This is a genomic window from Bacillus sp. VA13, from assembly GCF_055710085.1.
The window spans coordinates 433,470-449,294 of the sequence record NZ_JBVQPP010000004.1 but is presented as its reverse complement, the minus strand read 5'-3'; the positions used below and the strand labels follow the sequence as shown (position 1 = coordinate 449,294).

13 protein-coding genes and 5 tRNA genes are annotated in these 15,825 nt (G+C 45.1%); 11 read left to right on the top strand and 7 right to left on the bottom strand.

Features of this window, described 5'->3' with window-relative positions; all coding sequences use genetic code 11:
* Positions 1-8 precede the first annotated feature (8 nt).
* From AC0C66_RS17525 to AC0C66_RS17495, 7 genes are all read right to left on the bottom strand, one after another.
* The gene (locus AC0C66_RS17525) at positions 9-1,937 is read right to left on the bottom strand and encodes a glycoside hydrolase family 3 protein (RefSeq protein WP_472973644.1); all 1,929 of its coding nucleotides are present in this window, start codon (positions 1,935-1,937) and stop codon (positions 9-11) included.
* A 27-nt stretch (positions 1,938-1,964) separates the two neighbouring features.
* The gene (gene amiE / locus AC0C66_RS17520) at positions 1,965-3,290 is read right to left on the bottom strand and encodes an N-acetylmuramoyl-L-alanine amidase (protein WP_461845790.1); all 1,326 of its coding nucleotides are present in this window, start codon (positions 3,288-3,290) and stop codon (positions 1,965-1,967) included.
* A gap of 55 nt (positions 3,291-3,345) precedes the next feature.
* Positions 3,346-4,713, bottom strand: coding sequence for a PTS transporter subunit EIIC (locus AC0C66_RS17515; protein WP_072181794.1), 1,368 nt, complete (start codon positions 4,711-4,713; stop codon positions 3,346-3,348).
* 25 nt (positions 4,714-4,738) lie between these two features.
* Complete coding sequence (locus tag AC0C66_RS17510; protein WP_014112444.1) at positions 4,739-5,590, bottom strand: MurR/RpiR family transcriptional regulator; 852 nt, start codon at positions 5,588-5,590, stop codon at positions 4,739-4,741.
* A 13-nt stretch (positions 5,591-5,603) separates the two neighbouring features.
* Entirely contained in the window at positions 5,604-6,521 is a 918-nt protein-coding gene (murQ, locus tag AC0C66_RS17505; RefSeq protein ID WP_072181792.1) for an N-acetylmuramic acid 6-phosphate etherase, read from the bottom strand.
* A gap of 109 nt (positions 6,522-6,630) precedes the next feature.
* Positions 6,631-7,113: a GNAT family N-acetyltransferase gene (locus AC0C66_RS17500; protein ID WP_072181791.1), complete on the bottom strand. Its 483-nt coding sequence runs from the start codon at positions 7,111-7,113 to the stop codon at positions 6,631-6,633.
* 13 nt (positions 7,114-7,126) lie between these two features.
* Positions 7,127-7,582, bottom strand: a complete 456-nt coding sequence (locus tag AC0C66_RS17495; RefSeq protein WP_014112446.1) for a 2-thiouracil desulfurase family protein — start codon at positions 7,580-7,582, stop codon at positions 7,127-7,129.
* A gap of 180 nt (positions 7,583-7,762) precedes the next feature.
* On the opposite strand from AC0C66_RS17495, the gene AC0C66_RS17490 reads away from it, so the two are divergent.
* From AC0C66_RS17490 to glmS, 11 genes are all read left to right on the top strand, one after another.
* Positions 7,763-7,837: transfer RNA gene (locus AC0C66_RS17490), tRNA-Glu, on the top strand.
* A gap of 3 nt (positions 7,838-7,840) precedes the next feature.
* Positions 7,841-7,916: transfer RNA gene (locus tag AC0C66_RS17485), tRNA-Val, on the top strand.
* A gap of 4 nt (positions 7,917-7,920) precedes the next feature.
* Positions 7,921-7,993: transfer RNA gene (locus tag AC0C66_RS17480), tRNA-Thr, on the top strand.
* A 20-nt stretch (positions 7,994-8,013) separates the two neighbouring features.
* Positions 8,014-8,098 (top strand) — tRNA-Tyr (locus AC0C66_RS17475).
* 4 nt (positions 8,099-8,102) lie between these two features.
* Positions 8,103-8,174, top strand: a tRNA-Gln gene (locus AC0C66_RS17470).
* Positions 8,175-8,402: 228 nt separating this feature from the next.
* Positions 8,403-8,966, top strand: coding sequence for an RNA polymerase sigma factor SigW (gene sigW / locus AC0C66_RS17465; protein WP_003223646.1), 564 nt, complete (start codon positions 8,403-8,405; stop codon positions 8,964-8,966).
* Between the two features lie 13 nt (positions 8,967-8,979).
* Positions 8,980-9,606 (top strand): anti-sigma-W factor RsiW, encoded by a 627-nt coding sequence (gene rsiW / locus AC0C66_RS17460; RefSeq protein ID WP_072182582.1) that lies wholly within the window; start codon positions 8,980-8,982, stop codon positions 9,604-9,606.
* Positions 9,607-9,766: 160 nt separating this feature from the next.
* Positions 9,767-10,588, top strand: coding sequence for a diadenylate cyclase CdaA (cdaA, locus tag AC0C66_RS17455; protein ID WP_003223651.1), 822 nt, complete (start codon positions 9,767-9,769; stop codon positions 10,586-10,588).
* Positions 10,581-12,035: a CdaA regulatory protein CdaR gene (cdaR, locus tag AC0C66_RS17450; protein WP_072182581.1), complete on the top strand. Its 1,455-nt coding sequence runs from the start codon at positions 10,581-10,583 to the stop codon at positions 12,033-12,035. Before cdaA ends, cdaR begins: the two co-directional genes overlap by 8 nt.
* A gap of 18 nt (positions 12,036-12,053) precedes the next feature.
* Positions 12,054-13,400 carry a phosphoglucosamine mutase gene (gene glmM / locus AC0C66_RS17445; protein WP_003223656.1) on the top strand — a complete coding sequence of 449 codons (1,347 nt, stop codon included), beginning with the start codon at positions 12,054-12,056 and terminating at the stop codon, positions 13,398-13,400.
* A 431-nt stretch (positions 13,401-13,831) separates the two neighbouring features.
* A complete protein-coding gene (gene glmS, locus AC0C66_RS17440; protein ID WP_003223659.1) occupies positions 13,832-15,634 on the top strand; it encodes a glutamine--fructose-6-phosphate transaminase (isomerizing) in 1,803 nt (600 codons plus the stop codon).
* Positions 15,635-15,825: the final 191 nt, after the last annotated feature.

The window sequence follows — 15,825 nt, the reverse complement described above, 5'->3', positions numbered from 1 at the left end:
CCTCCTTATTAGAGCGGTTTTCCCGTTTTGATATTTAATCCGTAGCCATATGGATAAAGGATGTCTCCCGGTTTCGTGACTGACGGAATGTCAACTGGAAGTGTGCCTTTGGGTTTTGCCTGGCCGAATATCGCCATAACTCCGGCGGGAATATTTGGTTGTAGATAACGGCCATTCGCGTATCCTTTAAAGCCATAGACAGCAATGAGTGCCTTAGCTTCTTCAAAATTGGCGGCATCATATGGGTTGCGAAGGCTCATTAAGACAAATGGTTTGTTGTGCTGCAGTGCGGCTTTCATCACAGCTCTCGGAAATACGGTGGCCCACTTGCTTGAATCTGATATGGTATCGTCGATGACACCGTCGTTGACGACAGGGTCATTTTTCACGACATAGGAGCCGGTAATGATATAATCAGCCTCTTTTACTTGTTTTTCATGCTCGGCATTAAATACTTGGTTGGCAAAATTCATTTTGCTGAGGGACACGGGTTTGATTTTCTTTCGCTTGACGAGATCGCGAATGGTTTGTTCAATTGAAGCAATTTGTTCTTCGTAGGGCGCGACAATTAAGATTCGGCTGTCTTTTTTAGACTTGAACGGCAAGGTGTGCTGTTCATTTTTTAATACCGTCACTGCTTTTTCAGCTATTTTTTTCTCCGCTTTCAGGTGACGCTTGCTTCCTACGATTTTCTGGGCTTTGGCTATTTTTTCTTTTATGCTGTCGTCGTTTCGATCTGGATACATACCGCGTTTTATTTTCAGGGAAATGATTCTTTCAACCGATTTGTTGATTTGATGTTCAGGAATGTCTCCGTTTTTCACTGCTTCTTTTAAAGCTTGAATAACACGTGCGTATTTCTGTTCTTCTTTCAGAGAAGTAACTGAGGCAGGCATTAATGCAATATCGACACCGGCTTTTATAGCCATGACTACAGCCTCTTCCTGGCCGAAATGATCTGCGATTGCTTTCATATTGAGAGCATCAGTAATGATGACGCCATTAAAGCCCATTTCCTGACGAAGAAGACCTGTCATCACTTTTTTCGAGAGTGTAGCCGGCACCAGAATGTCCGATCCATCGAGTTTGCTTTTGTATGTGGTGTCGTCAAAGGCAGGAAATTGAACGTGTGCTGTCATCACCATATCAGCACCGTCATCGATTGCTCTTTGAAAAGGATAGAGCTCGACCTCACGAAGCCGTTCTTGGCTATGGGAAACAAGCGGCAATCCGTAATGGCTGTCAACGTCAGTGTCTCCATGTCCCGGGAAATGTTTGAGGGCAGAGGCGATATCTTGCCGCTGCAAACCCTTCATCGTATATAAACCGAGTCGTGCTGTCAGTTCTCGATTAGAGCTGAATGACCGTACGCCGATTACCGGATTATCAGGATTATTATTAATGTCCATTACAGGGCTAAAATCTGTATTAATGCCTAAGGCAGAGAGCTCCTTTCCAATAAGGGTGCCGGTCTGATAGGCATTGATTCTGCTTCTGGCTGCGCCTAGCGCCATATTCCCTGGGAAATTAGTGCCCTCCCCTAATCTCGTTACGATGCCGCCTTCCTGATCAATACTCAGCATGAGCGGGATTTTAGGGCTCGCCTTTTGGTAAGCGTCTGTCAGCTGTACAGTTTGCCTCGTTGTCTTTACATTTTCTGCAAAAAGGATGACGCCGCCGAATTGATACTTCTTGATAAGGTCGGCGACTTCCTCATTCATTTCTGTAAGGGCTTGCGGAGAGGACTCGCCTTCCTTTTGCCAATTTCTGAAATCTGGCATCAGCATCTGGCCGAGTTTTTCATCTAACGTCATGCGATTGACAATCTGCTTGGCGTCGGCTGAGCCGCTGGATGAAGCGGCTTTTGTCTGACTGGTGCCAAAAAAACATGAAAGAAAGAGAACGGCTGAAAGGATAAGCGGAAATACAGGTTTCATATAAACTTCCTCCTATCGTCGAATCATTCATTCCATCGCTTCATAGATCGCGGTAATGACGCTCCCATAACTGCCTGTTGGAAATTGATCCCCCTCAAACACATTTGGATTTTCCTCTGGATCAGCAACTGGTGAATGCTTTTTGTTTGTTAATAAGGCAATGCCTAAATTGTATGTTGGATCAATGATAGTAACTGTCCCTGTCCAGCCGGTATGTCCGTAAGCATTTTCGCTGGCATAAGGGCCAAACATCCATTCCATGCTTTTACTTCCGTTTCGACGCCAGCCAAGAGCGAATGTCGGATCTGTTGCTGAAGGTGCTGTAAATAGGTCGGTTGTTTTCTGATCAAATAAAGAAACGTTTCGGTATGATCCTTTGTTTAACATGACCTGCAGCAGAATGGCCATATCATCTGCATTTGAGAACAATCCGGCATGGCCAGACACGCCATCCATTGAGTAAAACGCTTTTTCGTCATGCACTTCTCCTTGCAGCGTGTTTGTACGGATGCTAGGGAAATGAATAACGCCGTCCCGTGTATTGCCCATACGTTCAGTAGCTGCGAACTGCTTTGGTTTAAAGCCTTTTTGCAGCGGATTGTACAAGGTATGCTTCAGCTTCAACGGCTTGTAGAGCTCTTGCTCCGCGTAGACATCAAGCGGTTTGCCTGTGAGTTTTTCGACAATACAGCCGAGGAGCATATATCCAATGTCACTGTACACGTGTTTTGTTCCTGTTTGATAATCGAGCGGAATTTTCGTTAAATATTCAATCGTTTTGTCCCGCTCCTGAGAATAGTACATCCCGGCTTTTTCCGGCGTGTAAAAGTAAAAGCTTGAGGGGAGTCCTGATTGGTGCTGGAGGACATCAATGACTCGAATCTTGTCTTTTCCTTTAATAAGGTCTCCCGGCTGATCCTTGAAATCTGGCAAATATGCAGAAACCTTTTCATGGACATCGAGTTTTCCTTGGCTGACTAAGCGCTGCAATGCAAAATTAGTTGCGTACATTTTTGTATTTGAGGCCAAGTCAAACATCGTGCGGGTTTTCATTTTTGCCGGACGGCTCAGCAGTTCTGATCCTTCGTACTTTTTACTGTAGCCGTATGCTTCTTTTTTTATGATGCGGCCATCCCTCACGACGACAAGAACGGCGCCTGGAAATCCTGCTGCAATATCCCGTTCTATCATCTGATCAACCTTCCTTAGTTTCTTCGACGAGAATTGTGCAGTTTCTGCATTTATGGTTTTCGGCTCAACCAAGTTGTCTGCTGTTTGCGCGAAGGTTTCGTTTGGCGTCAATATAGATAGGGTGAAAATGGCACTGAATAAGAACAGTATCTTTGTTTTCACTGGCTTGCTCCTTTCCGTGCTTCTATCCGTTTACTATCCCAGAAACAGAAACCATTTAATCGAACTGGGAAGCCATTTCTTCTTTATATCCGAATGCATAGGTCAATAAAAAGCCGGCCGCATAGGAAATAAAGAGTCCGATGATATATAGGATGATTTGCGAAGACAGGACGAGAAAGGAAAGCGGCAGCCCGGAAACACCAATGGCAATGGTGGCTACCTGAAAATAAGCTTGAAAGGCGCCGCCGATTCCAGCACCTAAGCACGCTGTTAAAAACGGACGGCCAAGTGGCAGCGTGACTCCGAAAATAAGCGGTTCACCAATACCAAGCAGCCCCGACGGAAGCCCACCGGCGATTGCTTTCCTCAATGTTGATTTTTTCGTTTTCACAAAGATGGCAAAGGCGGCGCCTACCTGTCCCGCGCCTCCCATAGCCAAAATAGGAAGCAGAGGATCATTGCCGATTGAATTGATCAGTTCCATGTGCACAGGCGTCAAGCCTTGATGCAGTCCGGTCACGACGAGAGGTAGGAAGGTAGCGCCCAGAATAAAGCCTGCAGCGATGCCGCCGATGTCCAGGATGGACAGAAGGCCGGATGTAATAGCATCAGAAATGAAGCCGCCTAAAGGCATAAATATGACATACGTTACGATTCCGGTGATTAACAGTGAAACGGTTGGGGTGACAATGATATCAAGTGATTGAGGAATAAAACGGCGGATAAATTGTTCGGTGTAAGCAATGAATATGGCTGCGAAAAGAACTCCGATCAGACCTCCCCTGCCCGGAAGAAGCTGTTCCCCGAATAAACTGATCTTTGCGATCTCCGGATTCGTAATCAAGATCCCCGCCAGAGCTCCAAGAGCGGGTGTCCCGCCAAATTCTTTCGATGCATTAATGCCGACGAGAATGCCGAGATAAGTGAACAATCCTGATCCGATGACTGTCAGGATAACAGCGGTTTGTGATTCTGCAGAGAGCCAGCCGGCTTGAATGATTGCTTTGGTAATCCCAGTGATTAAACCGGAAGCGACGAGTGCGGGAATAAGAGGGATAAAGATGCTGGCAATTTTACGTAAGAAAAGTTTAAAAGGAGTGGCGTTTTTTCGGTTTATGTCGGCTTTCTTTTTGGCCGCAGCTTCTTTGACGTCGACACCTTCTTCTGCTGACACGAGCTTTGAGAAAGCGGCTGTGACATGGTTGACGACTCCTGTGCCGAGGATGATTTGTATGGTTTCAGCTTCGACGACCCCCAATACGCCGTCAAGCTCTCTTAAAGCCTGAGCATCTGCTTTGCTTTCATCGTAAGGCGTAATACGCAGGCGTGTCATGCAATGCGTATACGAGGAAATATTGGATTTTCCTCCGCATAGTTCAAGGATTTTCTTTGCGAGATGATCGTAGTTATTTTCTTTGCTCATCAAAACCCCTCCTCTTCCAGATGCCTTATTTTTTTCTCATAGATTGTATGGCTGCTCTCGTTTTATCGATATAGCCGGTTGTTTCTTCATACTGCTCAGCCGCCATGCCTAAAAACAAAACATCAATCATAAAAAGCTGGGCGAGGCGGGAGGAAGTGGCTGCACTTCGAATCAGGGCTTCGTTGGAGTGCGCTGTGTACAACGGGACATCAGCCAGCGCGGAGACGGATGTCTGGCTGAATTGTGTCAGACTGATCGTTGTGATGCCTTTTTCCTTAGCCATCGTGAGCAGTTCAATGATTTCCTGCGTCTCTCCCGAAAACGAAATAGCGAATACGATGTCATCCTTATCTGCATTTGCGATTAATGATGCCACAAGATGAGTGTCTGTGAACGCGGTTGCTTGTTTATGAATGCGAAGCCACTTTTGCTGGGCGTCCTTGGCGACAATGCCGGAAGCCCCGACCCCGATAAAATGCACGGTTTGAGCTTTGAGAAGCAGAGAAACCGCTCGTTCAAGCTCTTTGTAGTCCATCAGGTCTGAAGTATCCTGAATGGCTTGAATGGCATTGCCGGCCGCTTTTTCAGAAATGGAGGACAGCGGTTCGTGAGGCGCAATGTCCCGATAGCCTTGTACAGCTGGCTTTGCCAGATCGCCTGCCACTCTCATTTTTAAATCTTGAAATCCCTTTAGTCCGAGTGATTTGCAGAGCCTGATGACGGCAGCGTCACTTGAATTGGCTAAGGCACTGATTTCACTGACAGTGCTTTCTATAGCTTTGTGGGGATGAGTTAGGATGTAATCTGCAAGTTTACGCTCGGATGGAGGGAGCTTGTGCTTCATTGATTGGATGATCGCTAAACCGCCTGTTGCCATTCTTGGTCTCTCCTTATCTTGAATGGTAATTTTCGATTGCTTTGTCTATAAAACCGTTTGTTTCATCAAGCAATGTTTTAGCTTGTTCCTGATCTGTGCTTGTTTTGAGCATGACGATTGCTGTTTTGACGTGATGATTGGCTTGTTCCAGAGTGTGTCTGGCTGTGTCGTATGAAGCGTTTGTGAGGCTTTGGATGATGCTGATGGCCCGTTCTTTTAGTTTTTTGTTGCTGACATTGACGTCTACCATCAAGTTTTCGTAAACCTTGCCGATTTTGACCATGACTGCCGTGGATATCATGTTTAGAATCATTTTATGAGCAGTTGCGGCTTTCATACGTGTTGATCCTGTAATGGCCTCAGGTCCGACGACAACCTCGATGCTGTGATCCGCCGCCTTGCTGATGGCGGAATTTTCATTACAGGTAAGGGCGATGGTGTGGGCTCCGACTTTACGGGCGTATGTTAGGGCGCCTGCGGCATAAGGTGTACGGCCGCTTGCTGCGATGGCAATGACGGTGTCGTTTGAAGTGAGTTGTATGTTTTTTAAATCTTCGGCTCCTGCTTTTTCACTGTCTTCAATGCCCTCTGCTGCCTGCAAAAATGCTTTAGGCCCGCCAGCCATGATTCCGATAACCTGATCTGGGCTTACGCTGTAGGTGGGAGGACATTCAACAGCATCCATGACACCGAGTCTGCCGCTTGTACCGGCGCCTGTGTATATAAGCCGGCCTCCATTTTGAAACGAGTCGTAGGCGCAGTCTACAGCTGTTTTGATATCGGGGAGAACCTGCTGAACGGCGGCTGCGACTTTCAAATCTTCGTTGTTGATCATTTTGAGGATGCCGAGTGTGTTTGCTTTGTGGATTTCAGCTGTTTGGCTATTGCGTGATTCCGTTGTAAGACGGTGAAGGTTTAATGATTTTGACATGAGGAGGCCCCCTGTTTAAAAATAATATATTTTAATATTCAGTATATTCATTTCTGTTATGATATTTCAACTATGTTTTAAAATTTTTGAAATTTTATTTCACCCAAGACTATAAGAAGTAATGAAGGATCAGCTGCTCTCCAAGCGGTCCGATTCTTCGCCGTCCTTTATCAAGGAACCCGCTTTTCATATAAAGGTGCTTTGCGCGTGTGTTGAGATGATTGACGGCCAAAATAATTTCATCGCACCATGGAAAATAACCGCTCACAAAAGAGGGAAGCTGAAGCATTGCTTTTTTTGCATAGCCTTTTCCGTGATGCACTGCGTGTAAGGACAGAGAGCTGAGCAGTAAAGCGAATGGATTGTTAGAATACGGAGCAAGCGTTTCTTTTGATGTATGTAAAATGAAAAAACCGACAGGCAAATCGTCTTTTAAGATGACAACCGGATACCGGTCCCGTATGCTCAGGGCCTGAGTCAGCACCTCTTTGGGGAGAGAGGTAAAGCGTTTTTCATCGTTTTTTAGAGTAAATGATTGGAGCTCCGGCAAATGTTCAGGCTTATAGAAGGATAAAGAAATGTCTTGAGTCATGTGGTTGCCCTCCTTACAATATGTCGTCTAACTGGTTTTCCGAAATGACATGGTAGCCCGCTCGTTTTAACAGTGCGGCGGTCACTCCGCTGCCGGCGATTTTTTGGCCGGAGAATGTGCCGTTATAGATAAAACTGCTTCCGCACGACGGACTGTTTTCTTTTAATATGACGGCAGAGGCATTGATTTCTTTTGCGTAAGCTAATGTTTTAGCGGCGCCTTCCATATATAATTCTGTTACATCTTCTCCTGAAGCTGTCACGATTTTTGCGGTTCCATTGAGAACATCCTCGCCGGTGCCTCCGATGATTTCTGCAGGTTCACGAGGAGTTGAAAAGCCGCCGAGAAGCTCAGGACAAGCCATGACTGCTTCATTTTCATCGATGAGTTTTCTGATTTTCTCTGATGCGGCGTGAGAGCCGTTATATCTGCATTCAATGCCGCCAAGGCAAGAGCTGACTAGTATCATATTGGTTTCTCCTCTCTTGATTCGCTTGTCTCTATCATAAAAGAAATGATAAATGTTGGGAGGCTTTTTCAGTTAAAAAAGGAGTTAAAAAGTTTGAAAATAAAAAATTTAATTTTTCTCTTTACAAAGGGGGTGTAACCTGTATATAATAACTTTTGTCAGCTCGACGAGAACACAAACGGCCCGTTGGTCAAGCGGTTAAGACACCGCCCTTTCACGGCGGTAACACGGGTTCGAATCCCGTACGGGTCACCATTTGGAGGATTAGCTCAGCTGGGAGAGCATCTGCCTTACAAGCAGAGGGTCGGCGGTTCGAGCCCGTCATCCTCCACCATCTTGCCGGTGTAGCTCAATTGGTAGAGCAACTGACTTGTAATCAGTAGGTTGGGGGTTCAAGTCCTCTTGCCGGCACTCTTTTCTTACATTAATATGGAGGGGTAGCGAAGTGGCTAAACGCGGCGGACTGTAAATCCGCTCCCTCAGGGTTCGGCAGTTCGAATCTGCCCCCCTCCACCATTATTGGGCTATAGCCAAGCGGTAAGGCAACGGACTTTGACTCCGTCATGCGTTGGTTCGAATCCAGCTAGCCCAGTCACAGACACCTTTGACCAAAAGGTGTCTTTTTTTCTTTTTAAAATCATTCCAACTTCTAACTGTTCAGTCTGTATAATAATTTTAAAAAAATGTTAAGGTAGTTTATTCACGAATTACCATCTACACCCTGCCAAAAATTTGATAAACTTATTTTATAAAAAAATTGAAACCTTTTGAAACGAAGCTCGTATACATACAGACCGGTGAAGGCAGAGGTTAGATAAATATGGAAATGATGATTAAAAAGAGAATTAAACAAGTCAAAAAAGGCGACCAAGATGCATTTGCGGACATCGTAGATATTTACAAGGATAAAATTTATCAGCTTTGCTACCGTATGCTTGGCAATGTGCATGAGGCAGAGGATATTGCACAGGAGGCTTTCATCAGAGCGTACGTTAATATCGACAGTTTTGATATTAACCGGAAATTTTCAACTTGGCTTTATCGAATTGCGACCAATTTGACTATTGACCGCATTCGCAAAAAGAAGCCGGATTATTACCTCGATGCAGAGGTGGCTGGTACGGAAGGCTTGACCATGTATTCACAAATCGCCGCAGATGGGGTTTTGCCTGAAGATGCAGTTGTGTCGCTGGAGCTCTCAAACACGATTCAGCAGAAAATTTTAAAGCTTCCTGACAAATACAGAACAGTTATCGTATTAAAGTATATTGACGAACTCTCATTAATTGAAATCGGCGAGATTCTGAACATTCCTGTGGGGACTGTGAAAACGCGGATTCACAGAGGCAGAGAGGCTCTCAGAAAACAATTAAGGGATCTTTAAGTGGGGTGATGAAATGAGCTGTCCTGAACAAATTGTGCAGCTTATGCATATGCATCTTGATGGAGATATCCTTCCAAAAGATGAACACGTATTAAATGAACATCTGGAGACATGCGAGAAATGCAGAAAGCATTTTTATGAGATGGAAAAATCTATAGCGCTCGTCCGGAGCACATCGCATGTCCAAGCCCCCGCGGATTTTACCGCTAATGTCATGGCAAAATTGCCTAAGGAGAAAAAAAGAGCTTCTGTGAAAAGATGGTTCAGAACCCATCCCGTTATCGCAGCTGCTGCGGTATTCATCATTTTGATGGGCGGAGGATTTTTTAACAGCTGGCATAATGACCAAAATTTCAGCGTGTCCAAGCAACCGAATCTTGTGGTGCATAACCACACTGTGATCGTGCCAGAAGGTGAGACGGTCAAAGGCGATGTGACTGTCAAAAACGGCAAGCTGATCATTAAAGGCAAAATAGACGGGGATGTAACTGTCGTAAACGGCGAAAAGTATATGGCCTCTGCTGGACAAGTCACCGGTCAGATTGAAGAAATCAATCAATTATTCGATTGGACATGGTACAAGATGAAGTCTGCGGGGAAAAGTGTAGTCAATGCATTAAATCCGAAAGGAAAAGAGTAAAGCGCGTCAGTCGCTTTGCTCTTTTTTTACGGGCTGAGAGGGCTGGCACATTTCACTTGCCAAATCGAAATGTGGTATAATGGGCTCGCTATGTAAAGTACATATGCGTAACACGTACAACACAAAATACGAAATGACTGAAATCTTGGAGGACGAGGAAATGGCTTTTGAGGATATCCCTTTTTTGCAGTACCTCGGCAATGCCGTTGATATTCTCCTTGTTTGGTATGTGATATATAAATTGATTATGGTGATACGCGGCACGAAAGCGGTTCAGCTGTTAAAAGGAATTGTAGTGATCGTGCTTGTTCGTATGGCCAGCCAATATTTGGGCCTCAGCACGCTTCAATGGCTGATGGACCAAGCGATAACATGGGGATTTTTAGCAATTATTATTATTTTTCAGCCTGAGCTGAGAAGAGCGCTTGAACAGCTTGGCCGCGGCCGCTTTTTTTCAAGGAGCGGCACGCCTGTGGAGGAAGCGCAGCAGAAAACAATTGAGGCCATCACAAAAGCAATCAATTATATGGCGAAACGCCGTATAGGCGCCCTGCTGACCATTGAGCGGGATACCGGAATGGGAGATTATATTGAGACTGGCATACCTTTGAATGCCAAAGTCAGCTCTGAGCTGTTGATCAATATTTTTATTCCAAACACTCCGCTTCATGATGGTGCAGTGATTATGAAGAATAATGAAATAGCCGCGGCCGCCTGTTATCTGCCGCTTTCAGAAAGCCCGTTTATTTCAAAAGAACTGGGGACGCGGCATAGAGCGGCTGTCGGCATCAGTGAAGTAACAGACAGTTTGACGATTATTGTGTCTGAAGAGACCGGCGGCGTCAGTGTGGCGAAGAACGGAGACCTTCACAGAGAGCTGACGGAAGAAGCGCTGAAAGAAATGCTTGAAGCCGAGTTTAAGAAAAACACCAGAGACACTTCTTCTAATCGCTGGTATTGGAGGGGCAAGAAAAATGGATAAATTCTTAAACAACCGCTGGGCTGTGAAAATTATTGCTCTGCTTTTCGCGCTCTTGCTTTATGTGGCGGTTAACAGCAATCAAGCACCGACTCCGAAAAAACCGGGTGAATCTTTCTTTCCGACATCAACAATTGATGAAGCAACACTGACCGATATTCCGGTCAAAGCGTATTATGATGATGAAAATTACGTCGTGACAGGTGTTCCGCAAACGGTTAATGTCACGATAAAAGGCTCGACAAGCGCCGTGAAAAAGGCTAGACAGACCAAGAACTTTGAAATATATGCCGACATGGAAAATTTAAAAACCGGCACACATAAGGTGGAGCTAAAGGCCAAAAACGTGTCAGACGGGCTGACAATCTCAATCAACCCGTCTGTTACGACAGTGACCATTCAAGAACGGACGACCAAAAGCTTTCCTGTAGAAGTGGAGTACTACAATAAAAGCAAGATGAAAAAAGGCTATTCTCCGGAGCAGCCGATTGTCAGTCCGAAAAATGTGCAGATTACCGGATCTAAAAATGTGATTGATAATATTTCTCTTGTAAAAGCTTCAGTGAATTTGGAAAACGCAGATGAAACGATTGAAAAGGAAGCGAAAGTGACTGTCTATGATAAAGACGGAAACGCGCTTCCTGTCGACGTAGAGCCTTCGGTCATCAAGATTACCGTTCCGGTAACAAGCCCGAGTAAAAAAGTGCCCTTTAAAATTGAACGGACAGGAAGCCTTCCTGACGGTGTCAGCATAGCGAACATTGAATCAAGTCCCAGTGAGGTAACGGTTTACGGCTCACAGGATGTGTTGGATTCTCTTGAATTTATTGACGGCGTCAGCTTAGATTTAAGCAAAATTAACAAGGATTCCGATATCGAGGCAGATATTCCGCTTCCTGACGGCGTCAAAAAAATCTCGCCGTCAAAGGTGACTTTGCATATAGAAGTAGATAGTGAAGCGGATCAGAAGTTTGAGAATGTCTCTATTAAGACTGTAGGGCTGAGCAGCTCGCAAAACATTGAATTTCTAGATCCTGAATCGCAAGCGATAGACGTGACGGCTAAAGGCTCTCCCGCCAATATAAAAAAACTGGAGAAATCAGATATTGAATTGTATGTGAATGTTTCAGATTTAGATGACGGGGAGCATAGCGTGAAGCTTGAAGTCAACGGGCCTCAGAATGTAACCTGGTCCTTGGGGCAGAAAAACGCCAAAATCAAGCTGACATCTAAAAAAAGCAATACATCAACTAATGACAACAGCAGCAATACATCAGGAAACCAGGATGACACAGATAAGCAAACGAATGATCAAAAGAACAACCAGCAAGAAGATACAACGAACACTGATAAAAACAGCAATGATCAAAAACAAGACGAAAATAAAGATCAAAACCAAGATCAGGATGAGGACGAATCCACTGCGGATTCACAATCCACATCAGAATAAAAAAGGAGCGATTATAAAATGGGCAAGTATTTTGGAACAGACGGTGTAAGAGGTGTCGCCAATAGTGAGCTTACACCTGAGCTGGCCTTCAAAGTCGGACGTTTCGGCGGATATGTGCTGACAAAAGACAAACAACGTCCGAAAGTGCTGATAGGCCGCGATACACGCATCTCCGGCCATATGCTGGAGGGAGCCCTTGTCGCCGGACTTTTATCCATTGGCGCAGAAGTCATGCGCCTGGGTGTCATTTCTACACCTGGTGTATCTTATTTAACAAAAGCGATGGATGCAGAGGCAGGCGTCATGATTTCTGCTTCTCACAACCCAGTGCAGGATAACGGCATCAAGTTTTTCGGGGGAGACGGATTTAAGCTTTCTGACGAACAGGAGGCTGAAATTGAGCGCCTGATGGACGAACCGGAAGATAGGCTGCCAAGGCCGGTCGGAGCCGATCTCGGTCTTGTAAACGACTATTTTGAAGGCGGGCAAAAATATCTGCAATTCTTAAAACAGACTGCTGATGAAGATTTCACAGGCATTCATGTGGCACTGGACTGCGCACATGGTGCAACGTCGTCCTTGGCGACACACCTGTTTGCTGATTTAGATGCCGATGTTTCAACAATGGGGACTTCCCCGAACGGATTAAACATTAATGACGGCGTCGGATCGACTCATCCTGAAGCGCTCAGCGCGTTTGTCAAAGAGAAAAACGCCGATCTCGGTCTTGCGTTTGACGGTGATGGCGACCGCCTGATTGCTGTCGATGAAAAAGGAAATATCGTTGACGGCGACCAAATCATGTACATATGCTCAAAACACCTGAAATCAGAGGGCCGTTTAAAGGATGATACAGTGGTTTCTACTGTAATGAGCAACCTTGGCTTCTATAAGGCGCTTGAAAAAGAAGGCATCAAAAGCGTGCAAACGGCTGTCGGTGACCGTTACGTAGTAGAAGCGATGAAAAAAGACGGCTACAATGTCGGCGGTGAGCAGTCAGGACATCTTATTTTCCTTGATTACAACACGACAGGGGACGGATTATTGTCTGCTATTATGCTGATGAACACATTGAAAGCGACAGGCAAGCCGTTGTCAGAGCTTGCAGCTGAAATGCAGAAGTTCCCGCAGCTGTTAGTCAATGTGAGAGTAACTGATAAATATAAAGTCGAAGAGAACGAAAAAGTAAAAGCTGTTATTTCTGAAGTTGAAAAAGAAATGAACGGCGACGGCCGGATTTTGGTCCGCCCTTCAGGCACTGAACCGCTAGTCCGTGTTATGGCTGAAGCGAAGACGAAAGAACTGTGCGATGAGTATGTCAATCGCATTGTTGAAGTCGTCCGGTCAGAAATGGGATTAGAGTAACGAAGCCTATGATCAGAGAGTGAACAAGACAAGCGAGGCTTACATATGATAATTGTGAAACATGAGGCAAAGTTGTTTAAAAAACAATTGACCGTTCATGGCACATGCTGTAAAATCAAGCTTGTCTTGTTCTTATTTTCTCTGAGGAAGAAAAGACGGGATTATTGTTTCATCTATAATTATAGCGCCCGAACTAAGCGCCCGAAAAAAGGCTTAGTTGACGAGGATGGAGGTTATCGAATTTTCGGCGGATGCCTCCCGGCTGATTATGCAGATCACAGCCGTAAGGATTTCTTCAAACCAAGGGGGTAACTCCTTGAACAAAGAGAAATCACATGATCTTCCAAAAACATGTAGGAGGGGACGATTGAAAGTCCCCTTGAAATTTGACTTTCTTCGTCTCCTTTTACAATCTTAGGAGGAAGAAAAATATGTGTGGAATCGTAGGTTATATCGGTCAGCTTGATGCGAAGGAAATTTTACTGAAAGGGTTAGAAAAGCTTGAGTACCGCGGATATGATTCTGCTGGTATCGCTGTTGCCAACGAACAGGGAATCCATGTGTTCAAAGAAAAAGGACGCATTGCGGATCTTCGTGAAGTTGTGGATGCCAATATAGAAGCGAAAGCTGGAATTGGCCATACTCGCTGGGCAACACACGGCGAACCAAGCTATCTAAACGCTCACCCGCATCAAAGCGCACTGGGCCGCTTTACACTTGTTCATAACGGCGTGATCGAGAACTATGTTCAGCTGAAACAAGAGTATTTACAAGATGTAGAGCTCAAAAGTGACACCGATACAGAGGTAGTCGTTCAAGTAATCGAGCAATTTGTCAACGGAGGTCTTGATACAGAAGAAGCGTTCCGCAAAACACTTACACTGTTAAAAGGCTCTTATGCAATTGCTTTATTCGACAACGAAAACAGAGAAACGATTTTTGTAGCGAAAAACAAAAGCCCTCTATTAGTCGGTCTTGGAGATACATTCAATGTCGTAGCATCTGATGCGATGGCAATGCTTCAAGTAACCAATGAATACGTAGAGCTGATGGATAAGGAAATGGTCATCGTCACTGATGATCAAGTTGTCATCAAAAACCTTGATGGTGACGTGATTTCACGTGCTTCTTATATTGCTGAGCTGGATGCCAGCGATATCGAAAAAGGTACGTACCCTCACTACATGTTGAAAGAAACGGATGAGCAGCCTGTTGTCATGCGCAAAATCATCCAAACGTATCAAGATGAAAACGGCAAACTGTCTGTGCCTGGCGATATCGCTGCCGCTGTAGCGGAAGCGGACCGCATCTATATCATTGGCTGCGGAACAAGCTACCATGCAGGACTTGTCGGTAAACAATATATTGAAATGTGGGCAAACGTGCCGGTTGAAGTGCATGTAGCGAGTGAATTCTCTTACAACATGCCGCTTCTGTCTAAGAAACCGCTCTTTATTTTCCTTTCACAAAGCGGAGAAACAGCAGACAGCCGTGCAGTTCTTGTTCAAGTCAAAGCACTTGGACACAAAGCACTGACAATCACAAACGTACCGGGATCAACGCTTTCTCGTGAAGCTGACTACACGTTGCTGCTTCATGCAGGCCCTGAAATTGCTGTTGCTTCAACGAAAGCATACACTGCACAAATCGCTGTTCTTGCTGTTCTTGCATCTGTAGCTGCTGACAAAAACGGCATTGATATCGGATTTGACCTCGTCAAAGAACTCGGTATCGCTGCGAACGCAATGGAAGCCCTTTGCGACCAGAAAGACGAAATGGAAATGATCGCCCGTGAATACCTGACTGTATCCAGAAACGCTTTCTTCATTGGCCGCGGCCTTGACTACTTCGTATGTGTCGAAGGCGCACTGAAGCTGAAAGAGATTTCTTACATTCAGGCAGAAGGCTTTGCCGGCGGAGAACTGAAGCACGGCACCATTGCCTTGATCGAACAAGGTACACCAGTATTTGCACTGGCAACACAAGAGCACGTAAACCTAAGCATCCGCGGAAACGTTAAAGAAGTTGCCGCTCGCGGAGCAAACACATGCATCATCTCACTGAAAGGCCTAGACGATGCGGATGACAGATTCGTACTACCGGAAGTAAACCCAGCGCTTGCTCCGTTGGTATCTGTTGTTCCATTGCAGCTGATCGCTTACTATGCTGCACTGCATCGCGGCTGTGATGTTGATAAACCGCGTAACCTTGCGAAGAGTGTTACTGTGGAATAATAAATGTTTAACCCCTTTGGATATTTTTTAACTAATAATAAAGTTGATTAAATAAGAAAGTCTAATATCCGTTTGCTTATAATTAAAATAAGTGAACGGATGTTTTTGTTTTTCAGGAGTGAGGGCAGTGAAAATCACGGTATAAAATTTAGAATTTTCTAATATCGATAAACGTTTGACACACTTATTTC